Below are 23553 nucleotides of genomic sequence, written 5' to 3'. Positions count from 1 at the left end.
TGCTAACTTCAGCAAAAGTTAGCTTAGCCATACATAAGGGAGAGAATCGGGGGCTTCGTCGCTCCCGTGCACGCATATGGGTAGTGACACGCTTGCGGCTCCGCCTCAGGGAGCACCCCGGCTCGATCGCGATGTGATCAGCCGCTTCGCCACATGTTGTCGTGCGCTGGGCCTGACGGTGAACGACCGTCAACGGCCGGCCGATCTCGACGCGGCCCGGGCCGGCTTTGCTGGTCTGACCCGCATCGCGCACGACCACTGTGACGCCTGGGCCGGTCTGGCCGCGGCCGGCGATGGGTCCGGACCGGTCATCGACGCGGTGTGGCGCACCCGGGGCAGTGCCGGCCTGCTGCAGCGCGAAATCGATCTGGCTGCCGGTGCCCTCGGCTTCCTCTATGACAGTGGGCTCTATCTGCAGTTCCGGGCCTGCGAGGTGGACGACTTCCAGCTCGCCTACGCGGCGCGGCGTTACGCGACGGGTGCACGCGCCGAGGCCGACGCGCTGGTGGCCGAGCTACTCGATCGTCGTCCCGGCTGGCTGAACGCGACCTGGCTGCGGGTCGCGTTCAACCATCACGCCGAGCGCTGGTCCGACGTGGTGCGGCTACTCACCCCCGTGGTCACCAATCCATCGCTCGACGAGGTCACCGCGCACGCCGCGCGGATCACCCTCGGTATCGCGCTGGCGCGGCTCGGCATGCCGGCCCCCGCGTTGTCGTACCTGGAGGACCCGTCGGGCCCGATCGCGGTGGCGGCGCTCGACGGCGCACTGGCCAAGGCGCTGACCCTGCGCGCGCAGGGCGAGGACGAGGACGCCAACGAAGTACTGCAGGACCTCTTCGCGGCACACCCGGAGAACAAGCAGGTCGAAGAAGCCCTGTCGGATCCGTCTTTCGGGCTGATCACCACCAATGCCGCCCGAATCGACGCCCGCACCGACCCGTGGGATCCCGACACCGAACCGTCGGAGTCGGATTTCGTCGATCCCGGTGCCAAAGAGCGCAAGGCGCACCTGCTCGTCGAGGCCGAAGCCGAGCTGGCCGAGTTCATCGGTCTGGAAGAAGTGAAGTTCCAGGTCGCCCGGCTCAAGAGCTCGGTCGCGATGTCGATCCGCCGCCAGGAGCGCGGACTGGCCGTCGCACAGCGCACCAACCACCTGGTGTTCGCGGGCCCGCCCGGAACGGGTAAGACCACCATCGCCCGTGTCGTGGCCAAGATCTATTGCGGCCTGGGCCTTCTCAAGAAGGAGACGGTCCGCGAGGTGCACCGCGCCGACCTGATCGGCCAGCACATCGGTGAGACCGAGGCCAAGACCAACGCCATCATCGACAGCGCACTCGACGGCGTGCTGTTCCTCGACGAGGCCTACGCGCTGGTGTCCACCGGTGCCAAGAACGACTTCGGTCTGGTCGCCATCGACACGCTGCTGGCGCGCATGGAGAACGACCGTGACCGGCTCGTGGTGATCGTCGCCGGGTACCGCAAGGACCTCGACATGTTCCTCGACACCAACGAAGGCCTGCGCTCGCGCTTCACCCGCAGCATCGACTTCCCGTCGTACTCCTCGTCCGAGCTCGTCGAGATCGCCGAGCGGATGGCCGAAAAGCGCGACAGCACTTTCGAGAAGGCCGCCCACGACGACATGGAGAAGCTGTTCGGCTACCTCGCCGAAGCCACCATGCCGGACTCCAACGGGGTCCCGCGGCGCTGCCTCGACATCGCAGGCAACGGCCGCTTCGTGCGAAACCTGGTCGAGCGTTCCGAGGAGGAGCGCGAGTACCGCCTCGATCATTCCGAGCATGACGACTTCACCGACGAGGAGATGATGACGATCACCGCCGGTGACGTGAACAATTCGGCTGCCCCGCTGCTGCGCGGCCTGGGCTTGACGGTGCCCGAATGACCAGCCAAGGGCCTGACGAGCGCCGCTCCTTCTCTTCCCGCACGCCGTCCAACGACAATCCCGACCAGGTGGCCTACCGGCGCGGATTCGTCACCCGCCATCAGGTGTCGGGTTGGCGATTCGTCATGCGCCGCATCGCTTCCGGCGTGGCACTGCACGACACCCGCATGCTGGTCGAACCGCTGCGCACCCAGAGCCGGGCGGTGCTGACCGGCGCGCTCATCCTGGCCACCGGCCTGGTGGGCTGCTTCATCTTCTCGCTGATCCGCCCGGGCGGGGTGGCCGGTACCAACACCGTGCTGGCCGACCGGTCGACCGCCGCGCTGTACGTGCGGGTGGGCGAGCAGTTGCATCCGGTGCTCAACCTCACCTCGGCCCGGCTGATCGCCGGCAAGGCGGACAACCCGACCACCGTCAAGACCAGTGAGATCGACAAGTACCCGCGCGGCAACCTGCTCGGCATTCCGGGTGCACCCGAACGCATGGTGCAGAGCACCAGCGCCGACGCGGATTGGACTGTGTGCGACAGCAATTCGGGCGAGACCGCCGGAGTGACGCTGATCGCGGGAACACTCGCCTCCGGCGGCGAGCGCGCCCTGCCGCTGAGTGCCGGCCAAGCGGTGCTGGTGCACCACAGCGGTGGTCCCACCCCGGGTGACTGGCTGCTGTGGGACGGCAAGCGCAGCCCGATCGACCTCGGCAACCGTGCCGTCACCGATGCTCTCGGTTTCGGTGCCGACATCCCGGCCCCGCGGCCGATCGCGGCTGGCCTGTTCAACGCGATCCCCGAAGCACCCGCCCTGACCGCGCCGGCCATCGCCGGTGCGGGGGCACCCGCACAGTTCGAGCTGTCGACACCGGCGCCGGTGGGTGCGGTGGTCTCGGCCGCCGAAGCGGACAACACAGTCCGCTACTACGCGGTGCACCCCGACGGCCTGCAGCCGATCTCCCCGGTGCTGGCCTCCATCCTGCGCAACACCGATTCCTTTGGGCTGCAACAGCCTCCGCGTCTCGGCGCCGACGAGGTGGCCCGCACGCCGGTGGCCCGCGGTATCGACACCGCTGCCTACCCCGACCGGCCTCTCGAGTTGGTGTCCGCCTCGGGCGCCCCGGTGACCTGCGCCCAGTGGAGCAAGCCCGCCGGTGCGACCGAGAGCCGCCTGAGCGTGCTGTCGGGCGCCACCCTGCCGGTGCCGGACGGACTGCACAGCGTCGACCTGGTTGGCGCGGGCGCCAACGGCGCGGCCAGCCGGGTCGCGCTGACGCCAGGCACCGGATACCTCGTGCAGACCGTGGGCGCCGAACCGGGATCGCCCACCGCGGGCTCGCTGTTCTGGGTGAGCGACACCGGCGTGCGCTACGGCATCGACACCGCAGGCGATGACAAAACCCTTGCCGCGCTCGGCTTCACCTCGCCGGCGCTGCCCATCCCGTGGTCGATCCTGACGCAGTTCGCGGCCGGCCCGACCCTGTCCCGTGGCGATGCCCTGACCGCACATGATGCGTTGTCGCCCAATGCCAATGCTGCCCGCCTGGAGGCGACCCGCTAATGAGTAGGCTGATCTTCGAGCACCAGCGCAGGCTGGCTCCGCCCACCACCCGCAAGGGCACCATCACCATCGAACCGCCGCCGCAGCTGCCGCGGCTGGTTCCGCCGTCCTTGTTGCGCCGGGTGCTGCCCTTCCTGATCGTCATCCTGATCGTGGGCATGATCGTGGCGCTGGTGGCCACCGGCATGCGGATGATCTCGCCGACGACCCTGTTCTTCCCGTTCGTCCTGCTGCTAGCTGCCACGGCGCTCTACCGCGGCTCGGACAACAAGATGCGCACCGAAGAGGTCGACGCCGAGCGCGCCGACTACCTGCGTTACCTGTCGGTGGTGCGCGACAACGTCCGTGCCCACGCCGCCGAGCAGCGCGCGGCGCTGGAGTGGTCGCATCCCGAGCCCGAGGCGCTGGCCGTCATCCCGGGCACCCGCAGGCAGTGGGAGCGCGATCCGCGCGACCGGGACTTCCTGGTGCTGCGGGCCGGGTTGCACGACGTCCCGCTGGACGCCGCGCTGAAGGTCAAGGACATCGCCGACGAGATCGACCTGGAACCGGTGTCGCACAGCACCCTTCGCGGTCTGCTCGACGTGCAACGCACCGTGCGCGACGCCCCGACCGGAATCGACGTCACCAAGCTCGCCCGGATCACCGTGATCGGTGAGGCCGACGAGGTCCGCGACGCGTTGCGGGCCTGGATCGCCCAGGCCGTCACCTGGCACGACCCGACGATGCTGGGTGTGGCGCTGGCCTCTCCCGACGTCGATGCCGACGCCTGGTCGTGGCTGAAATGGCTGCCACACGTGGACATTCCGTCCCAGGCCGACGGTGTCGGTCCGGCGCGCTACCTGACCACCGGTGTCACCGAGCTACGTGGACAACTCGATTCCGCCCTGGCCGGCCGGCCGGCCTTCCCCGCCGAGGCGGACCAGGCATTCAAGCACATGCTCGTGGTGCTCGACGATCCCGAGGCCGATCCCGACGACATCGCGCGCAAGCCCGGGCTGACCGGCGTGACCGTGATCCACCGCAGCGACAAGCTGCCCAACCGCGAGCAGTACCCCGATCCCGAGCGACCCATCCTGCGGGTCATCGAGGGGCGGATCGAGCGGTGGCAGAGCAGCGGTTGGCAGCCCTACGTCGACAAGGCCGACGCGATGTCGGCCGCTGCGGCTGCCCACATCGCGCGTCGCTTGTCGCGGTGGGACTCCAACCCCGGCTACGTGCGGTCCACCGCCACCGGCGGTGCCACCTTCACCACGCTGCTCGACATCCCGGACGCCTCGTCGCTGGACGTCGCCAGCCTGTGGGCACCGCGTAACCGCGACGACGAACTGCGGGTGCCGATCGGCATCACCGCCACCGGTGAGCCGCTGTACTTCGACCTCAAGGACGAGGCCGAGGGTGGCATGGGCCCGCACGGCCTGATGATCGGTATGACCGGCTCGGGCAAGTCGCAGACCCTGATGTCGATCCTGTTGTCGCTGTTGACCACTCATTCCGCCGAGCGGCTGATCGTGATCTACGCCGACTTCAAGGGTGAGGCCGGCGCCGACATCTTCCGCCACTTCCCCCAGGTCGTCGCGGTCATCTCGAACATGGCCGAGAAGAAGTCGCTGGCCGACCGGTTCGCCGACACCCTGCGTGGTGAGGTGGCCCGCCGTGAGCAGATGCTCAAAGAGGCCGGTCGCCGTGTGCAGGGCAGCGCGTTCAACTCGGTCACCGAGTACGAGGCCGCGATCGCTGCCGGACATGACCTTCCGCCGATGCCGACGCTGTTCGTGGTCGCCGACGAGTTCACCCTCATGCTCGCCGAGCATCCCGAATACGCCGACCTGTTCGATTACGTCGCACGCAAGGGCCGCTCGTTCCGGATCCACATCCTGTTCGCGTCGCAGACGCTGGACGTGGGCCGGATCAAGGACATCGACAAGAACACCTCGTACCGGATCGGTCTGAAGGTGGCCAGCCCCAGCATCTCTCGTCAGATCATCGGGGTCGAGGACGCCTACCACATCGAGTCGGGCCGGGAGCACAAGGGCGAGGGCTTCCTGGTGCCCGCACCGGGTGCGGTGCCGGTCAAGTTCCGCAGCACCTACGTCGACGGCATCTACGACCCGCCGCGGGCCGAGAAGTCGATCGTGGTGCGGGCGTTGCCGCAGCCGCAGCTGTTCACGGCCTCCCGGGTCGAGCCCGAGCCGGACACTGTCATCGTCACCAACGACCCGGAGATCGATGTCGCACCGCCACGCAAGCTGATCGCCACCATCGGCGACCAGCTGGCCGCCTACGGTCCGCAGGCACCCAAGCTGTGGCTGCCGCCGCTGGACAACGTCATCGCACTGGACGACGTGCTGGCCGGCACCGACATCGAAGCCGGCCAATTGCGCTGGCCGCTGGGCGAGATCGACAAACCGTTCGAGATGCGCCGCGATGCCCTGGTGTTCGACGCCAACTCGTCGGCAGCCAATGTGCTGATCCACGGTGGACCTCGATCGGGTAAGTCGACCGCCGTACAGACGTTCGTCCTGTCGGCCGCCGCGTTGCACTCGCCGAGCGAGGTGAGCTTCTACGTCCTGGACTACGGCGGCGGGCAGCTCGCCGGCCTGACGGACCTGGCGCACGTCGGCAGTGTGGCGACCCCGCTGGAGCCCGAGCGCATCCGCCGTACCTTCGGTGAGCTCGAGCAGTTGCTGCGGGCGCGCCAGCGGCAGGGCGCGGTCAGCCGGGTGGGTAGTTATTCCGATGGCTACGGCGAGGTCTTCCTGATCATCGACAACCTGTATGCCTTCAGCCGGGACAACACCGACACCTTCAATACCCGTAACCCCTTGCTGGCCAAGGTCACCGAGCTGGCCAACACCGGGCTGTCCTACGGCATCCATGTCGTCATCACCACGCCGAACTGGCTGGAGGTGCCGCTGGCGATGCGCGACGGCCTGGGCCTGCGACTGGAGCTCAAGCTGCACGACAGCCACGACAGCATCGTGCGGGTGGTGGGCGCGTTGCGCCGGCCCGCGGAGTCCGTGCCTGCCGATCAGCCGGGCCGCGGTCTGACCATGGCGGCCGAACACTTCCTGTTCGCCCAGCCGGAACTCAGCGACATCGCCGTCATCAACGCCCGCTACCCGGGACAGAGCGCACCGCCGGTGCGCCTGCTGCCCACCGCGCTGGCCCCCGCCGCGCTGGCACCGCTGTACCCGGCTCCCGAGCAGGTGGTCATCGGCCAGCGCGAAGAGGACCTGGCGCCGGTGGTGCTCGACTTCAAGAACAACCCGCTGCTGGCGGTGTTCGGCGACGCGAAGTCAGGCAAGACCACGCTGCTGCGGCACATCATCCGGACCATCCGGGAGAACTCCCGGCCCGATGAAGTGGCCTTCACGGTCATCGACCGGCGACTGCACCTGGTGGAAGAGCCGTTGTTCCCCGACAACGAGTACACCGCCAACATCGACCGCGTGCTACCGGCGATGCTGGGCCTGTCGGCACTCATCGAGAAGCGCCGTCCGCCTGCCGGTTTGAGTGCACAGGAGCTCAGCGCCTGGAGCCAGCGGACGGGGTCCGACGGACACATCCACTACCTGATCATCGACGACGTCGACCAGATCCCCGATGGGCCCGCGATCAGTGGGCAGTTCGCCGGGCAACGGCCGTGGACCAACATCGTGGGCCTGTTGGCCGAGGCATCGGATCTGGGCCTACGCGTCATCGTCACGGCCCGGGCCACCGGATCGGCGCACGCCGTGATGACCGCGCCCCTGTTGCGTCGCCTCAACGACCTACAGGCGACCACGTTGATGCTGTCCGGCAATCCCGCCGACAGCGGCAAGCTCCGCGGACATCGGTTCGCCCGATTTCCCGCGGGACGCGGCATGTTGCTCGGCGACGGCGACGCGCCCGAGTTCGTTCAGCTCGTCAACCCACTCATCGATGACGCGGCACTGTCCGTGAACAACGGGAGAAAGGAATTCTGATGACATTGCGGGTAGTTCCAGAAGGATTGACCGCCGCCAGTGCGGCCGTCGAGGCGCTCACCGCGCGCCTGGCCGCAGCCCACGCGGCGGCCGCCCCCCTGGTTTCGGCGGTGATCCCGCCTGCCGCGGATCCGGTCTCGTTGCAGACCGCGACCGGCTTCAGCGCCCACGGCGCCCAGCACTCGACGCTGGCCGCTCAGGGTGTGGAGGAGCTCGGCCGTTCGGGTGTCGGTGTCGCCGAGTCCGGTGCCAGCTACATCACCGGTGACGCGATGGCCGCCTCGTCCTACATGATCGCGCGCGGCCTCTGACATGACCGCCCCCATCTGGATGGCCCTACCGCCCGAGGTGCACTCGACGCTGCTCTCCAGCGGTCCCGGCGCCGGGCCGTTGCTGGCCGCAGCGGGGGCCTGGCAGTCGCTGAGCACCGAATACGCCTCGGCGGCAGCGGAACTCACCAGTGTTCTGGGCGGGGTGCAAGCCGGGGCGTGGGAGGGGCCCAGTTCGGAGCAGTACGTCGCCGCCCACGGGCCGTACCTGACGTGGTTGGCGCAGCAGAGTGCCAACAGTGCCGCAGTGGCGGTACAGCACGAGACCGCAGCCGCGGCCTACACCACGGCAGTGGCCACCATGCCGACGCTGCCCGAGATCGCGCTGAACCACGTTGTACACGGCGTCCTGATCGCGACGAACTTCTTCGGTATCAACATGATCCCGATCGCGGTCAACGAGGCCGACTACGTCCGGATGTGGATCCAGGCGGCCACCACCATGGCCACCTACCAGGCTGTCGCGGGAGCCGCGGTCATGGCGGCGCCGACCAGTACACCGTCACCGATGTTGCTGAAACCCGGTGTGGGGGAGGCCGGCACCGCCTCGGCCGACGCGCAGCAGATGACGACGCAGGCCCAGGCCGGTGAATCCGGTTCGGCGATGGACAGTTCGAATTTCTTGTCCGACCTGCTCGAGCAGTACCTGAAGAACGTGCCCGGTGGCCAGGACATCATCGACTTCCTCAAAGACCCGCTCGGCAATTTGAGCAAGCTGCTCAACGACTTCATGACCGACCCGATCGGCGCGTGGGGTACCTGGGGACCGTTGTTGTCCGCTGTCGCCTACCAGGTCTTCACCAACCTGGTCGGATGGCCGACGTGGGGCATGATCCTGGCGGCACCGTTCCTGATCCCCGCGCTCGCGGCGCTGGGGATCACCGGGCTGGTGCTGCTGATCGACCATGTCACGCAACCGCCCGCGGAGCCGGCACCCGCGAACGCGCCCGCCGAGGTCGCGCCGCGGGTCGAGCAACAACATTCCTACCCGTTGGCAGGCCTGCCCGGCCCCGGTGGCACCGCGGTGGGTGCCGGTGCACCCGCAGGTGGCGGCGCCACCGCGGCAGGCGCCCCGGCGGCCCCCGCGGCAGCGGCGGCACCGTTGCCGATGTACGCGGTGGCCGGCCGCGATCCGGGCGAGGGGTTCACTCCGACGTTGCGGGACAAGGCCAGCGCGCAAGCGCCCGCCTCGGGGATTCCCGCCGCCGCGTCAGGAGTGGCCGCATCGCTGGCGGCACGCCGCAAGCGTCGGCGCAAACGGGGTGCGGTAGTGGAAGATCGCGCCTACGCCGATGCCTACATGGATTACGAGGCACCCGACCCGGATCCCGCGCCACAGCCGGAACCCCGGGTGCGAGCCTCTGAAAGTGGCGCGGGCACGATGGGATTCACCGGTACCGAAACGAAATCCGACGCGACCGCGGCCGGGCTGACGACGCTCGCCGGCGAGAGCTACGACGACAGTCCCGTGTCGCCGATGCTGCCCGGTTCCTGGGAACCAGGCGATTCGCAAGGGGGTACGCGCAGCTGACCAGATCACTTTCATCACGTTCGACGCACCGCCAAATGTCTACGACCCGAAAGGAAAATCCATGAGCCTGTTGGATGCTCACATTCCCCAGCTGATCGCCTCCGAGGCCGCCTTCGGCGCCAAGGCCGCACTGATGCGCAGCACCATCGCGCAGGCCGAGCAGGCCGCCATGTCCTCGCAGGCCTTCCACATGGGCGAGGCCTCTGCCGCGTTCCAGGCCGCACACGCCCGATTCGTCGAGGTGTCGGCCAAGGTCAACGCCCTGCTGGACATCGCTCAGCTCAACCTCGGTGACGCCGCGGGCACCTACGTCGCCCAGGACGCCGCCGCCGCCAGCACCTACACCTCGGTCTAGCCGAACAAGCAACGGATACAGGAGTTTTCATGTCCCAAATCATGTACAACTACCCGGCCATGCTGGCTCACGCCGGAGAGATGACGACCTACTCGGGTGCGCTGCACGCCGTCGGTGCCGACATCGCCGCCGAGCAGTCCGCGCTGAGCAGCGCCTGGCAGGGTGACACCGGTATGACCTACCAGGCCTGGCAGGCCCAGTGGAACCAGGCCATGGAGGAGCTGACCCGGGCCTACCGGGCGATGGCCTCCACTCACGAGATGAACACCATGTCGATGAGTGCGCGCGACGCGGCCGAAGGTGCCAAGTGGGGCTGATGCTTGGCCACATTGGGCACAGTGGGCGCTAATGCCGTCGAGCTGACCACCGATCAGGCCTGGTACCTCGCCGAGGTACTCGGCGCCGGGGCGTACCCGTGGGTGCTGGCGATCACGCCGCCCTACAGCGACCCGGCGCAGCGGTCCGGTTTTGTCGCCGAACAGACCGCTGAACTGACCAGGATGGGCGTGCTCGACGCCAGTGGTGGAGTCAATCCGCAAGTGGCGCAATGGGTCCGGCTGGCCTGCCGGGCAACCCAGTGGCTCGACTTGCGGTTTGTCTCCGGCCCGGGGGACCTGCTGCGCGGGATTGTGGCACGGCAGGACGGACGTACGGTCGTCGTGTTGCGCAATGCACAACTGGTGACGTTCACCGAGATGGACATCCACCACCCCCACGCGCTGGTTCCGGTGCTCACCGCCGGGCTGTCGCGTCGCGGGCCGGCGCGGTTCGAGGAATTCGCGCTACCGGCCGCGGCCGGTGCTCGTGCCGACGAGCAGATCCGCAACGGCACGCCGCTGATCGAAGTGCTGGGATTCCTGGGTGTTCCGGCCTCGGCCCGACCGATCGTGGAGTCGGTATTCGACGGACGCCGCACCTATGTGGAGATCGTGGCCGGAGAGCACCGCGACGGTCACCGGGTCACCACCCAGGTGGGCGTCAGCATCATCGACACCCCCGAAGGCCGGATCCTGGTCGCCCCGTCGAAAGCCTTCGACGGGGAGTGGATTTCGACCTTCTCGGCGGGTGATGCGGACTCGATCGCCATGGCGGTCGAACGTCTCACCGCCTCCCTACCCAGCGGCTCCTGGTTCCCCGACCAACCGCTGATCCGCGACTTCGACAGCGAAGCCGTCAACGACGCTCTATCCGACGATGTATCCCACCGAGATTCACGCTCCATGAGAAGAACCCAGAAAGCATAGGAATGTCCGACAACACTGTGATGCCGATCGTTCGGGTGGCCGTACTGGCCGCCGGAGACGATCGCGGCCGGCTGACCGAGATGGCCCTGCCGTCCGAGCTGCCGCTGCGCGAGATACTGCCCGCGGTCGAGCGCATCGTGCGCCCTGCCGGCGGGGACGACGGCGCGAGCGCCCCGGACCCGGTACGGCTGAGCCTCGCCCCCGTCGGGGGAGCGCCGTACAGCCTGGATGCCACGCTCGACACGGTCGGTGTGGTGGACGGGGACCTGCTTGCGCTGCAAGCGGTTCCGGCTGGTCCGGCCGCCCCGCGCATCGTGGAGGACATCGCCGACGCCGCCGTGATCTTCTCCGCGGCCCGCCAGCGCCCGTGGGGTGCTGCCCACATCGCGCGGTACGCATCGCTGGCCCTCATCGGGCTGATCCTGGTGGGCACGGGCCTGGCCGTCGCCCACCGAGTGTTGACCGGTGAACTGCTCGGACTTTTCGTCGTCGGCGGTATCGCCATCGCTACCGTGCTGGCCGCGCTGTCGACCCGAGGCCGGTCGCCGGTACTGGCGACCGCGCTGGCCGTCACCGCGTTGGTGCCTGTGGCCGCGGCGTTCGCACTCGGTGTGCCAGGCGATTTCGGTGCGCCCAGCATTCTGCTGGCCGCAGCCGGGGTGGCCGCATGGTCGTTGATCAGTATGGCCAGCTCGCGCGATGACCGCGGTATCGCGGTGTTCACCGCCACCACGGTGGCCGGTGCAGGCGTGCTCCTGGTCGCCGCGGCCGCCACGCTGTGGGAGATCTCCTCGACGGTGATCGGCTGCGCGCTGATCCTGATCGCCCTGGTGGTCACCGTTCAGGCCGCACAGCTTTCGGCCATGTGGGCGCGCTTCCCGCTGCCCGTCATCCCCGCGCCGGGCGATCCGTCGCCGTCGGCGCAGCCCCTGTCGGTGCTGGCCGATCTGCCTCGCCGGGTCCGGGTCAGCCAGTCGCACCAGACCGGTGTGATCGCTGCGGGTGTGCTGCTCGGTGTGGCCGGGTCGGTGACCCTGGTCGGCTCGCCGACCGCATCGCCGTGGGCCTGGTATGTCGTGGTGGCCGCTGCGCTCGGTGCCGCTCTGCGGGCCCGGGTGTGGGACTCGGTCTCGTGCAAGGCGTGGCTGCTGGGCCATCCGTACCTGCTGACTGTCGCGCTGCTGGTGGCTTTCGCGATCGACGGCCGCTATCAGGCCGCCTGGCTGGCGCTGGCCGTGCTCGCCGTTCTGGTCGTGGTGTGGGTCTTCGCCGCACTGAATCCGCGGGCGGCCTCGCCGGACACGTATTCGCTGCCGATGAGGCGTCTGGTGGGCTTCCTGGCCACCGGGCTCGACGCCTCGCTGATTCCGGTGATGGCCTTCCTCATCGGGCTGTTCAGCCTCGTTCTCGACAGGTGATGAATCGGTGATCCACAAGAGCCTGGGAGTTCTGGCCACAGCCGGTCTGGTGCTGTTGGTCGGCTCCCCGTCGGCGGGCGCCATCAGCCCGCCCGAGGTCGACCCGCAGGTCGCCCCGCCGGCAGGCAGTGCCGGTCCGGTGGAGGCGATGGCCAAACGCTCGGAATGCGCCGCCACCGGGGTCCTGCCGGGCAGCGATCCCGGCGCGGTCAATCCGAACCAGTTGGCGCTGAACCTCTCCGGTGCGTGGAAGCAGAGCCGCGGGCAGGGCCAGACCGTGGCGGTGATCGACACCGGAGTGCAGCCCGGGCCGCGGCTGCCCCATGTCGAGGGTGGCGGTGACTTCATCGAGTCCACCGACGGCCTGACCGACTGTGACGGCCATGGCACTTCGGTGGCAGGTCTCATCGCCGGCCAACCCGGAGCGGACGGCTTCTCCGGCGTGGCACCCGAGGCCCGGCTGATCTCGATCCGGCAGAACTCCACGCGGTTCGCCCCGCGCGCCGCCGGTGCCGACATCGTCGAGGCCCGTGCGGCGGCCGATGTGGCGAGCCTGGCCCGCGCCGTGGTGCGGGCGGCCGACATGGGCGCGCGCGTCATCAACATCTCGGTGGTCACCTGCATGCCCGCCGACAAGCCCATCGATCAAACCGAACTCGGTGCGGCACTTCGCTATGCGGCGGTCGAGAAGGACGCGGTGATCGTCGCCGCGGCCGGGAACACCCAGGGCGGTGTCACCACCGGATCGGCGTGCGGGTCAAACCCGTTGTCCGGCAGCCCGAGCGATCCCCGCAACTGGGGCGGCGTCTCCTCGGTGTCCATCCCGTCGTGGTGGCAGCCGTACGTGCTGTCCGTCGGGGCGCTGAACGCGACGGGCCAGCCCTCCGCGTTCACCATGGCAGGCCCGTGGGTGGGTATCGCGGCGCCCGGGGAGAACATCTCCTCGGTGAGCAATGCGCCCGGCGGAGGGCTGTCCAACGCCATGCCTTCCGAGCGGGACAAGCTGATCCCGCTCAACGGCACCAGCTATGCCGCGGCGTACGTGTCCGGCGTTGCGGCCTTGGTGCGCAGCAAGTTTCCCGACCTGAACGCACGTCAGGTGGTGCACCGGCTCACCACCACGGCCCAGGGTGCCTCCCGCTCGCCGTCGAACGTGATCGGCGCCGGTGGTGTCGATCCGGTGGCCGCGCTCACCTGGGACGTCGCCGACATGCCGCTGGACGGCCCGGCGGTTCCCGCAGGCAAACCCATTGCCGCACCGGCAGAACCGGCTCCGCGTGACAACACCGGGCGGATCGTCGCTTTCGCCGGCACCGGGGCACTTGCGCTGGCGGCCCTCGTTGTCGCGTTCGGCGCATATCGACGGAAGGACCATTCATGACCGCCCGACTCGCGTTGGCGTCCCTTTTCATCGTCGCGGCGGTCCTGGCCCGGCCCTGGCAGACCGACACCGAACGCTGGGTGCTCGGGATCTCCGTCGCCGCCGTGGTGCTGTTGCTGGCCTGGTGGGGTGGGTTGTTCCTGACCACCCGGATCGCCAGGCACCTCGCGGTGTGGCGGCGAAACCTCGCCAAGAAGCAGCCTGAGCAGCCGGTCGATTCAGAGACCGTGGTGCTGCGCGTCGACCCAGCGGACCCGGCCCAGCTACCGGCCGTCGTCAGCTACCTCGACCGCTATGGAGTCCGTTGTGACAAGGTCCGTGTGACCCATCGTGACGCCGGTGGTTCGCGCCGCAGCTGGATCAGCCTGACCGTGGCCGCCGTCGACAATCTCGATGCGCTGCGCGCCCGATCATCGCGAATCCCGTTGCGGGACACCACGGAGATCGTCGGGCGTCGGCTCGCCGATCATCTGCGCGAGCAGGGCTGGACGGTCACGATCGTCGACGGGGTCGATTCCCCGTTGCCCGACCCGGGCAAGGAGACCTGGCGCGGGGTCAAGGACGAGTCCGGTTACGTCGCGGCATATCGCGTCAAGGTCAATGACAAGCTGGAGGCCGCACTCGCCGGGATCGGTGCCCTGCCCGCCCAGGAAACCTGGACGGCGCTGGAGTTCACCGGATCTCCGGCGCAACCGCGGTTGACGGTGGGCGCCGCGATCCGCACGCAGGACCGGCCCTCACGCAAGGCTCCGCTGGCCGGTCTGACGCCGGCGCGTGGCCGGCACCGTCCGGTATTGGCTGCGCTGAATCCACTGTCGGTGCAGCGGGTGGAAGGTGCGCCCGCCGTGCCGCCGCAGTCGGTGCTGCGCCCGGTGTCAGTCGAACATGAAATCCCGCAGGAAGCGGGTCATCCGGCGTAGGTAGTCCGGCTGGCTCACATGCAGTAGGTGGTTGCCCGGGAACCAGTGGAACGCACAGCGACCCCAGTGTTCCCAGAGCATCTCGGCCTGCTGCGGTGGAGCCAGCCGGTCACCGAGCCCGGTGATGATCAGCCGTCGTTCCTTGGGCACCAGGGGGCGGTAGTTCAGCGGTGAGGCATACCGTGCGGCCGCTTCGGTCAGCGCCGGATCGGTCCGGGCCACGAGTCGCTGTAGCGCCACCAGCTTGTTGGCCGGAAACCACTCGTCGACCGTGCGATCGGGCGTCACCACAGGCACATTCGGGACCACGGCCTGAATCCGGACGTCCACACTGGCCAGCAGCGCCGAGGTGAAGCCGCCGAGCGATATTCCGGTCAGGGCGATCCGGTCGACACCGGTGGACTCCAAATAGTCGATCACCGAGCGGAAATCGTGCACTGCCTGGGCCATGGCCTCGGAGAAGCCCGCGTATCCGTGGGAGAAGAACCCGTAACCGCTGAACGGTGAGAACCGTTCGGCGCGGCGGCCGTGAAACGGCAGGGTGTACAGCAGCACGTCGTAGCCGGAGCGGTAGAACCACGGCAGCGACAGGAACAGGCCGTTGGCCAGATACGGCGAGCCCATGAAGCCGTGGATCACGCACAGGGTGGGATGTGGCCCGTCGTCGTGGCGCCAATGTTGTGCGCGGACAACGTTGTTATGCCTGAACCCGCCGCACATCTCACGCAGTGCGGGGTTGACGGCGGTGAACCCGCTGTCGAACCGGATGTTCTCCACCCGGCCGTGCGCGATCATCTCGGCCACCGGATTGGCGGGGCGAGTAGAGACCCGAGGTGGTCGGGTCGGCGCCGGGAACGACACCGCGGGATCTTGGGCCGCAGCCAGTTCCGCGTAGAACCGCATGTGGTCGTGCTCGGTTCGGGATTTCGACGGCTGCACAATCGATGCCAGGGTGGTCGGCACCATCGACGTGGCCACGATCGAGGCGACCCCGGTGCGCAACGCGATGTCGGCCGCCGCGGAGGCGTCGACGATGGCGCGCTGCCGCGAGGTCAGGTCAGAACGTCGGGGCAGTCCCCGGGCACCGGCATCGCCGCCGGGGACGTCCGGAACAGGAATCGGGGGCTCCACCGGATCTGCGCTGGACGGCTCCACGAGTCCCGATGCTAGCCAACAGCTCAGCTCAGTCCGAACAACTTCGCGGCGTTGTCGTGCAGAACATTGCGCCGCCAGGCGTCGTCGACCCCCGGCAGATCGATCAGGTGGTGCACGGCCTCGGCGTACCCGTAGGGGATGTTCGGAAAGTCGCTGCCGAACAGGATGCGCTCACCCAGGGCTTTCAGCCGGTTCATGTCGGTCCTGGGGAACGGCATCGTCTCTTCGACGAACGGGGTGAACGCCATCGTGGTGTCCAGCCGGACGTTGTCGTAGCGTTCGGCGAGATCGAGAAATGCCGAGTACTCGGGCATCCCCATGTGCGCGACGATGAGCGCCAAGCGCGGGTAGCGGCTCAGCAACCGGGCGATGGGCTGCGGGCCGGTGAAGTCGCCGGGGGCCGGGCCGGACCCACAGTGGATGACCACCGGGACGCCGGCGTCCTCGATGAGCCCCCACACGTCGTCGAGCAGGGCATCGTTGGGCTCATAGTTGCCGACCTGAATGTGGGCCTTGAACACCTGGGTACCTGCCGCGATCGCATCGGCGACGTAGCCCGTGGCCTCGGGCTCCGGGTAGAACGTGGCCGTGGCCAGGCAATCAGGGGTGTCCTTCGCGAAATCTCTCGCCCATTGGTTGAGCCACGCCGCCATGTCGGGCTTGTGTGGGTAGACCAGCGAGGAGAACCGTCTGATGCCGAACTCCCGCAGGGTGGCGACCCGCTGCTGCTCGTCGGCGCGGTAGGTGATCGGCCACGCGCGGCCGATCAGCGGGCCCTGGCTGTCGAAGTACTGCCACACCTTGTCCATCACGTTCTTGGGCATGAAGTGGGTGTGCACATCGACGATCCCGGGCAGGCCGAGATCGGTCCAGATCGTGCGGACTCTGTTCGCTTCATCCATCGTGTGCCGACCATATCGACCCGCATTGCCGCCCGGTCACGCGCCTCTTTCTACCTCTGGGTCGTCCGGAGCGGTTGTGCCCAGCCTCGGGGTGGAAACCGATGCGGGCATGATCGGGATATGTGGAATCCGGACACCTACCTCAACTTCGCTGACCATCGGGGCCGGCCGTTCTACGACCTGCTCTCCCGGGTGGCGGCAACGGAGCCGCGCCGCGTCGTCGATTTGGGATGCGGCCCGGGCAACCTGACCGAGACACTGGTGCAGCGCTGGCCCGGTGCCACGCTGGAAGCCTGGGACAGCTCGCCGGAGATGGTGGCCGCCGCCCACGCCCGCGGGCTTGAGGCACACGACGGTGCCATCGAGGAGTGGACACCGCGACCCGACACCGACGTCGTGGTCTCCAACGCCGCTCTGCAGTGGGTGCCCACTCACCGCGAGCTCGTGGTGCGCTGGGCCGGACAGCTTCCGGCCGGAGCCTGGATCGCCTTTCAGGTGCCGGGCAATTTCGATGCGCCCTCCCATCACGCGGTACGTGAGCTGGCGCGGCGTGAGCCGTTCCTCGAGCCGCTGCGGGACATGCCCTGGCGCGACGTGGGCCAGGTGGATACGCCCGCAGAATACGCCGGACTGCTGACCGATGCCGGTTGTGTGGTGGATGCCTGGGAAACCACCTATATCCACCAATTATCCGGAGAGACACCGGTTCTGGACTGGATCACCGGAACAGCCTTGACTCAGGTCAAAGGCAGGCTGACCGACGAGCTGTGGGAACGGTACCGGCAGGCCATCATCCCGATGTTGGCCGAGGCCTACCCCAGGCGGGATGACGGCGTCACGTTCTTCCCGTTCCGTCGCGTGTTCGTGGTCGCCCAAGTGCTGTGATTTGGGTGCGTCTGGTAACGCTGACCGTTACTGGATGCGCCCAAGTCAGGCGAAAACATTACCTACGACGTAATCGATTTCCCGACCACACTCCGTGACGATGAGGGTATGCCCACGGTAAAGACCTCCGACGGAACCGACATCCACTACACCGACACCGGATCCGGACCGGCCGTCGTGTTCACCCACTCGTGGGGACTCAACTCGGGCCAGTGGAACCAGGTGATCCAACGCCTGGTGGACAACGGCTTTCGGTGCATTGCCTATGACCGCCGCGGGCACGGACACTCCGGGGCCTACGACGGTGAGTGGACGGTGGATCTGCTGGCCGACGACCTGGCCGGGCTGATCGATCACCTCGATCTCGGCGATGTGACGCTGGTGGGGCATTCCCTGGGATGCGGCGAGATCGTGCGCTACCTCAGCCGGCATGGGACGGCGCGGGTGAACCGCGCGGTGTTGGTGGCGGGCCAACTGCCGCTGGTGGTCGAGACTGCGGACAACCCGGACGGTGTCCCCGAGGCGATGCTCGACGCCATGCTCGCCGAGCTGGAACGCGATGTGCGGCAATGGTGTATCGACAACGCGCCGCCGTTCTTCGGACCCCACACCGTGGCGCCCGAGATGGTCGACTGGACCGTGGACCAGATCGCTGCCGTGCCCGTCGAGACCCTGCTCGCGACCCAGCGGATGGGTTCCCACGCCGACTACCGAGCGGAGCTCGCCGAACTCGACCTTCCGGTGCTGCTGATCCACGGCGACGCCGACGCGTCGACGCCCATCGAGCTCACCGGGCGACGCACTGCCGCACTGCTGCCGCACGCAGAGCTCATCGAGATCCCCGGCGCCGCGCACGGGCTGTACCTCACCCACGCTGACCGTGTGATCGACGCGATTTCGGCGCATCCGGTAACGCTGACCGTTACTGAACGCGCCGAAATCACTGGTTAGCGGCGGGTGTTGAGCAGGTCGATCACCTGTCGGACCAGGTCGTCGATGGGAGCGCCGGTGGTATCGAGCACCAGATCGGGATTCTCCGGCGCCTCGTAGGGAGCGTCGACCCCGGTGAGACCTGTGAGCTCACCGGCCCGGGCCCGCGCATAGAGCCCCTTGGGGTCCCGGCGCTCGCACTCGGCCAGCGAGGTCGCGACGTGGACCTCGATGAACGGCAGCTTCGCGGCGTCGTTGAGGGCCCGCGCGGTGTCCCGGTCGGACTTCAGCGGTGACACCAGTGAGGCCAACGCCACCACGCCCGCATCGGCCAGCAGTCGGGTGAGATGCCCTACCCGGCGGATGTTCTCGGTGCGATCACCGGCTGAGAATCCGAGATCGTCGGACAGGCCGTGACGCAGGTTGTCCCCGTCGAGCAGGTAGGCCACCTGACCAGATTCGACCAAGGCCCGCTCGACGGCCACCGCCAGTGTGGACTTACCCGAGGCGGGCAGCCCGGTGAACCAGATCGTGGCACCACGTTGTCCGGTGCTGTTCCAGCGGTATTCGCGGTCCAATGACGATGGATGCCATTTGATGTCGGACCGGTTGTGCCCGCTCGCTTTGAGCTCGCGTGCCTGCAGGATGATCCCGGCGCCGACGGTGTCATTGGACACCTCGTCGATGAGGATGAAGGCCCCGTTGTCGCGGTTGTCGGCGTATTCGTCGGCCACCAGCACGGAGCTGGTGCGCAGGGTGACAGAGCCGATGTCGTTGAGCGCCAGCTCAACCGGGGAATCGACCTCGTCGAGGGTCTCGGGATCGAGCTTGGTGTGCAACTCCTGGATCGTGGCTCGCACCGTGCGGGTGCCCTGCTTGAGGGACAGTCGATCACCGGCGCGCAGCGGGTTGTCGAAGAACCAGCACACCGTCGCGTCGATCTCGCGGGCCAGCACGGGCGCAACCGCCTCGGAGGCGCCGCTGACCAGGACATCACCGCGGCCGACGTCGATATCGTCGGCCAACTCGATCGAAACCGACAGCGGCGCAACACCGACCGTGCGATCGTCGTCCAGCGTGTCCAGGGCCGTCACGGTCGAGCGAGTACCGGCCGGCAGGCTCACGACAGGATCACCGACCTGCAGCGTGCCCGCCGACAGGCGGCCGGTGTAGCGACGACGCTGCTCCGACGTCGGCCGGGACACCCACTGCACAGCCAGCCGCAGGCTCGCCGGATCGGCATGCGGCGCAGTCAGGTCGATGGCTTCGAGGTACTCGAGCAGGGTGGGCCCGGTGTACCAGGCGGTGTTCTGCGAGCGATGCACCACGTTGTCGCCGAGCTTGGCGGCGATCGGGATGACGGTGAGATCGAGCCCGCCGAGCCGGCCGGAAAGCTGCTGCAGCTCACTCTCGACCTCGGCGAACCGGGTGGCGTCGAAGTCGACCAGATCGATCTTGTTGACGGTGGCCACGAAGTGTTTGATGCCCAACAGGTTTGCGATGCGGGCGTGGCGCCGGGTCTGGCGCAGCACACCGGCCCGGGCATCGACCAACAGGATCGCCACGTGCGCGTTGGAGGCGCCGGTGAACATGTTGCGGGTGTAACGCTCATGCCCGGGAGTGTCGGCCAGGATGTAGCTGCGGGTGGCGGTGGAGAAGAACCGGTAGGCCACATCGATGGTGATGCCCTGCTCCCGTTCGGCCCGCAGCCCGTCGGACAGCGCCGCGAGATCGGCCACGCCGTCCGAATCGGTCACGGCCTCAAGGTGGTCCAGCGGCAGGCTGTCCGTGTCGTGCAGCAGGCGGCCGATCAGGGTGCTCTTGCCGTCATCGACCGAACCGGCGGTGGTGATGCGTAGCAGCTGACGAGTGCTCATCAGAAATACCCCTCGCGCTTCCGGTCTTCCATCGCCGCAACCGAAGTCCGGTCGTCGGCACGGGTCTCGCCGCGTTCTGAGACGGTGGCCGCCGAGATCTCGGTGATCACGCGGTCGATGGTGGTGGCTTCCGAGCGCACGGCTCCGGTGATGGTGAGGTCGCCGACGGTGCGGTAGCGCACCCACTCGACGTTCGCGGTCTCCCCGATACCGGGCTGTGCGTACTCCGACACCGCGAGCAGGATGCCGTCGCGTTCGAAGACCTCGCGTTCGTGGGCGAAGTAGATCGACGGCAGCTCAAGGTTTTCCAGCTCGATGTAGCGCCAGATGTCGAGCTCGGTCCAGTTCGACAGCGGGAACACCCGCACCTGCTCACCCTTGCGGATCCGGCCGTTGTACAGCGACCACGGTTCGGGGCGCTGGGCCCGCGGATCCCACTGACCGAACTCGTCACGGAAACTCAGGATGCGTTCCTTGGCGCGTGATCGCTCTTCGTCACGGCGGGCGCCGCCGAACGCCGCGTCGAATCCACCGGCCTCAAGTGCGTCGAGCAGGGTGCGGGTCTGTTGGCGGTTACGTGAGGCACCCGGGCCCGGATCGGCCACCCTCCCGCTGTCGATGGTCTCCTGCACCGAGCCGACGAGGAGCTTGTGCCCGACCCCGGTGGTGCGTCGGTCCCGGAACTCGATGACTTCCGGGAAGTTGTGCCCGGTGTCCACGTGTAGCACCGGGAACGGCAACGGTGAAGGGCGGAACGCCTTCTCGGCCAGGCGCAGCAGGACGATCGAGTCCTTGCCTGCGGAGAACAGCAGCACCGGGCGCTGTAGTTCGGCGACCACCTCGCGGATGATGTGCACCGCCTCGGCTTCCAACAGCCGTAGTTCGTCGACATGCAATAGGTCATCGGTGCTCGTCATACCGGCAACCCCTCCTTCTCGGCGTCCTTGCGGTAGCGATCCACCCACTCGTCGGACCGCTGGTCGGCCTGGCGTTCCAGCACCGGCTGCGGAGCCAGCCGCGGGTCAAGACCGAGCGCTTCGAGCACGGTGGCCACCACGGTGGTGAGGTTGCGCCACAGGTAGGGATACGAAACGTCGATGGGGGTGATGTTCTCCTCGGCGAACCAGGCGCGCCAACCCTCCTCCTGGGCCTGCAGCAGCTTGATCACATGGGCGATCGCGCCGGCGTGGTACTCGGCACGTGCGTCGCGCACCGGATCGGCGCGGCCCCGCCAGACCCTGGTCTGTACCGCTCGCCAGAACGAAACCGCCTGTGACACAACGTCAGGACGGTAGACGTGGATCAGCACCGGATCGCTGCCGATGACGTCTCGGATCGCGGCGAGCAGTCCGGGTCCGGAGCGCTCGGGCAGGCCCTCGGCGCGATCCAGCAGCAATGGGGTCTGGTTCCACATGAGCTTGCCGCCCCACACCCCGTTGGGGGTGCGGCCGACCGTGCGGATGTAGTCGCGCCAGATCTCTGAGGGCGCCAGGTCCGGCTTGCCCTCGACCAGCGGATCGAGCAGACGCAGGATCGACTCGTCTTCGACGCCGGCGAACCATTCCAGGGGCTGCGGCGACATGCTGGTGCTCGGCAGGTACTGGAAGAACTCCTGTGGCTCACCGGCCATGCCGGTGGCGCGCAGTGATTCCACCAGCAAGGTGCTGCCGCTGCGCTGGGAAGCGAGCACCAGGTAGGCGGTCGGATGATCTGACATGGGCGAGACTCTAACCATCATTGATTTGCGGCGCCTATTCAAAGAAGCGTCAAGAGTTTCAGCTCACCGAGAAGAAAACTATTGGCTGGTATCAATGATGCCGCGCTCGGCCGCGATGGCGGATCTGCTGGTGACCGCGCGCGCGTGGATACTCAGATATGTCTGCGTGAAACGCTCCGAAATGCGGGTTCCGGCGAATTCCGACGGTATGACGTCGAGAGTCTTCTGGCGCCAGTCGTTCAGCAACAGCGCGAGATCGTCGGCGATCGCCTCGGCCTTGTCGGTGGCGTCGGGTCCGAGCAGGTTGTGGCGTTCGGTCGGGTCCGCGACGAGGTCGTACAGTTCGCGGCCGGGCCGCGGGCTCAGTACCTTGTCGCCCAGTACACGTCCGGGTGGGCTGTCGGCGATATCCCACGGCAGGTCCAACAATGGCCGCGCCGCATAATTCTCGATATAGCTGTATTCCTTTGTGCGGACGGCGCGAATCGGGTCGAAAGAATCGTGATAGGTCTTCGTGGTGTAGACCTCCGACCGGATCTCGGCCGTTTCCGTTGTGCCTGCCGTGAGGTTGCTGGCGTGCGACAAACCCTCGACGTCGTCCGGGATGCCGACCCCGAGCAGTTCCAGGAGCGTGGGCAGCAGATCGACCCCGCTGAACAACTCGTCGTAGAGGTGCGGGGCCGCACCGGCCGGGCCCCGCGGCGGCCGCACGATCAACGCGATGCCCGTGCCCGCGTCGTACAGCGTCGACTTGGCCCGCGGCAGCGCCGGACCATGATCGGTCATGAACACGACCCAGGTGTTCTCGTCGAGTCCGGCGGCGGCCAGGGCGCCGAGCAGTTCACCGACTTTCGCGTCGGCTACGGCGATCGACCCGTAGAAGTCGGCGAGGTCCTCACGCACTTCTCCGGTGTCGGGCAGATAGTCGGGAACCTCGACGGATGCCGAGTCGGCCGGTTCGTACCGGTCACGGGGATAGGGCCGGTGCGTCTCGAAGAACCCGGCGGTCAGCAGGAACGGTTGACGCGGAGCATCGGCAAGCCACGCGGTGGCCTCCTCGACGACGTACTCGCAGAACGAATTGGACACGTCGAACTCGTCGTAACCCAGGTTGGCCGGATATGACGTCTCGTGCTGCATTCCGAACAGCGCTGTGTGCCAACCATTCTCGGCAAGGATGTGAGGCAGTGTGCGCACGCCGGCCCGGTACTCCCAGCCATGGTGGGTCAAACCCACCAGGCCGTTGCTCTGCGGGTAGCGCCCGGTGAACAGTGAACCTCGCGACGGTGAGCACAGCGGTGCGGTGGCGTGTGCGCGGGTGAACAGGATCCCCTCGGCGGCGAGCTGGTCGAGGTGCGGACTGGCCACGTCGGGGTGGCCGTACGCACCGAGATAGCGCCCCAGATCATGCCAGTGGACGATCAGCAGGTTCTGCCGTTGTGGCTCGCTCACGTCACTCCTTTCCCTCCACACCCTACGACCGAACAG

At 67.8% G+C, this 23553-nt stretch carries 19 protein-coding genes; 13 read left to right on the top strand and 6 right to left on the bottom strand.

Annotated elements, in window-relative coordinates; all coding sequences use genetic code 11:
- Positions 1-76: 76 nt before the first annotated feature.
- The 11 genes from eccA to eccE all read left to right on the top strand — a co-directional run bounded on the left by eccA (position 77) and on the right by eccE (position 14599).
- A complete protein-coding gene (gene eccA, locus H977_RS0100895; RefSeq protein WP_196808144.1) occupies positions 77-1903 on the top strand; it encodes a type VII secretion AAA-ATPase EccA in 1827 nt (608 codons plus the stop codon).
- Positions 1900-3453, top strand: coding sequence for a type VII secretion protein EccB (gene eccB, locus H977_RS0100890; protein ID WP_029106094.1), 1554 nt, complete (start codon positions 1900-1902; stop codon positions 3451-3453). Before eccA ends, eccB begins: the two co-directional genes overlap by 4 nt.
- Positions 3453-7421 carry a type VII secretion protein EccC gene (locus H977_RS0100885; protein ID WP_029106093.1) on the top strand — a complete coding sequence of 1323 codons (3969 nt, stop codon included), beginning with the start codon at positions 3453-3455 and terminating at the stop codon, positions 7419-7421. The genes eccB and H977_RS0100885 overlap by 1 nt, the downstream gene beginning before the upstream one ends.
- Positions 7421-7732, top strand: a complete 312-nt coding sequence (locus H977_RS0100880; RefSeq protein ID WP_029106092.1) for a PE family protein — start codon at positions 7421-7423, stop codon at positions 7730-7732. The genes H977_RS0100885 and H977_RS0100880 overlap by 1 nt, the downstream gene beginning before the upstream one ends.
- A gap of 1 nt (position 7733) precedes the next feature.
- The gene (locus tag H977_RS0100875; RefSeq protein ID WP_029106091.1) at positions 7734-9281 is read left to right on the top strand and encodes a PPE family protein; all 1548 of its coding nucleotides are present in this window, start codon (positions 7734-7736) and stop codon (positions 9279-9281) included.
- Positions 9282-9342: 61 nt separating this feature from the next.
- On the top strand, positions 9343-9636 hold the full coding sequence (esxG, locus tag H977_RS0100870) for a type VII secretion system protein EsxG (protein WP_029106090.1): 294 nt from the start codon (positions 9343-9345) through the stop codon (positions 9634-9636).
- Positions 9637-9665: 29 nt separating this feature from the next.
- The gene (locus H977_RS0100865; protein WP_029106089.1) at positions 9666-9953 is read left to right on the top strand and encodes a WXG100 family type VII secretion target; all 288 of its coding nucleotides are present in this window, start codon (positions 9666-9668) and stop codon (positions 9951-9953) included.
- A gap of 21 nt (positions 9954-9974) precedes the next feature.
- A complete protein-coding gene (locus H977_RS0100860) occupies positions 9975-10880 on the top strand; it encodes an ESX secretion-associated protein EspG (protein WP_029106088.1) in 906 nt (301 codons plus the stop codon).
- A 2-nt stretch (positions 10881-10882) separates the two neighbouring features.
- A complete protein-coding gene (gene eccD / locus H977_RS0100855; protein WP_029106087.1) occupies positions 10883-12298 on the top strand; it encodes a type VII secretion integral membrane protein EccD in 1416 nt (471 codons plus the stop codon).
- 7 nt (positions 12299-12305) lie between these two features.
- Complete coding sequence (gene mycP, locus H977_RS0100850; protein WP_029106086.1) at positions 12306-13679, top strand: type VII secretion-associated serine protease mycosin; 1374 nt, start codon at positions 12306-12308, stop codon at positions 13677-13679.
- Positions 13676-14599, top strand: a complete 924-nt coding sequence (gene eccE, locus H977_RS0100845) for a type VII secretion protein EccE (protein WP_029106085.1) — start codon at positions 13676-13678, stop codon at positions 14597-14599. Before mycP ends, eccE begins: the two co-directional genes overlap by 4 nt.
- On the opposite strand, the gene H977_RS0100840 is transcribed toward eccE, so the two are convergent.
- Positions 14555-15754 (bottom strand): alpha/beta hydrolase family protein, encoded by a 1200-nt coding sequence (locus tag H977_RS0100840; RefSeq protein ID WP_029106084.1) that lies wholly within the window; start codon positions 15752-15754, stop codon positions 14555-14557. The genes eccE and H977_RS0100840 overlap by 45 nt on opposite strands.
- A gap of 23 nt (positions 15755-15777) precedes the next feature.
- Positions 15778-16656 (bottom strand): amidohydrolase family protein, encoded by an 879-nt coding sequence (locus H977_RS0100835; protein WP_029106083.1) that lies wholly within the window; start codon positions 16654-16656, stop codon positions 15778-15780.
- Between the two features lie 120 nt (positions 16657-16776).
- On the opposite strand from H977_RS0100835, the gene H977_RS0100830 reads away from it, so the two are divergent.
- Together H977_RS0100830 and H977_RS0100825 are read left to right on the top strand one after the other, a co-directional pair.
- Entirely contained in the window at positions 16777-17541 is a 765-nt protein-coding gene (locus H977_RS0100830; RefSeq protein WP_029106082.1) for a trans-aconitate 2-methyltransferase, read from the top strand.
- A gap of 108 nt (positions 17542-17649) precedes the next feature.
- Positions 17650-18492, top strand: a complete 843-nt coding sequence (locus tag H977_RS0100825) for an alpha/beta fold hydrolase (RefSeq protein WP_029106081.1) — start codon at positions 17650-17652, stop codon at positions 18490-18492.
- On the opposite strand, the gene cysC is transcribed toward H977_RS0100825, so the two are convergent.
- The 4 genes from cysC to H977_RS0100805 form a co-directional block, all read right to left on the bottom strand.
- Complete coding sequence (gene cysC / locus H977_RS0100820; protein ID WP_029106080.1) at positions 18489-20348, bottom strand: adenylyl-sulfate kinase; 1860 nt, start codon at positions 20346-20348, stop codon at positions 18489-18491. The two genes, H977_RS0100825 and cysC, sit on opposite strands and share 4 nt — an antisense overlap.
- Entirely contained in the window at positions 20348-21265 is a 918-nt protein-coding gene (gene cysD / locus H977_RS0100815; RefSeq protein ID WP_029106079.1) for a sulfate adenylyltransferase subunit CysD, read from the bottom strand. Before cysD ends, cysC begins: the two co-directional genes overlap by 1 nt.
- The gene (stf0, locus tag H977_RS0100810) at positions 21262-22065 is read right to left on the bottom strand and encodes a trehalose 2-sulfotransferase (RefSeq protein ID WP_029106078.1); all 804 of its coding nucleotides are present in this window, start codon (positions 22063-22065) and stop codon (positions 21262-21264) included. Before stf0 ends, cysD begins: the two co-directional genes overlap by 4 nt.
- 78 nt (positions 22066-22143) lie before the next feature.
- A complete protein-coding gene (locus tag H977_RS0100805) occupies positions 22144-23517 on the bottom strand; it encodes a sulfatase family protein (protein ID WP_029106077.1) in 1374 nt (457 codons plus the stop codon).
- Positions 23518-23553 lie beyond the last annotated feature (36 nt).

This window comes from Mycobacterium sp. URHD0025, assembly GCF_000426065.1.
In the GTDB taxonomy this organism is placed as follows: domain Bacteria; phylum Actinomycetota; class Actinomycetes; order Mycobacteriales; family Mycobacteriaceae; genus Mycobacterium.
The sequence above is the reverse complement of the archived record's forward strand: the minus strand, read 5'-3'. Positions and strand labels throughout refer to the sequence as shown.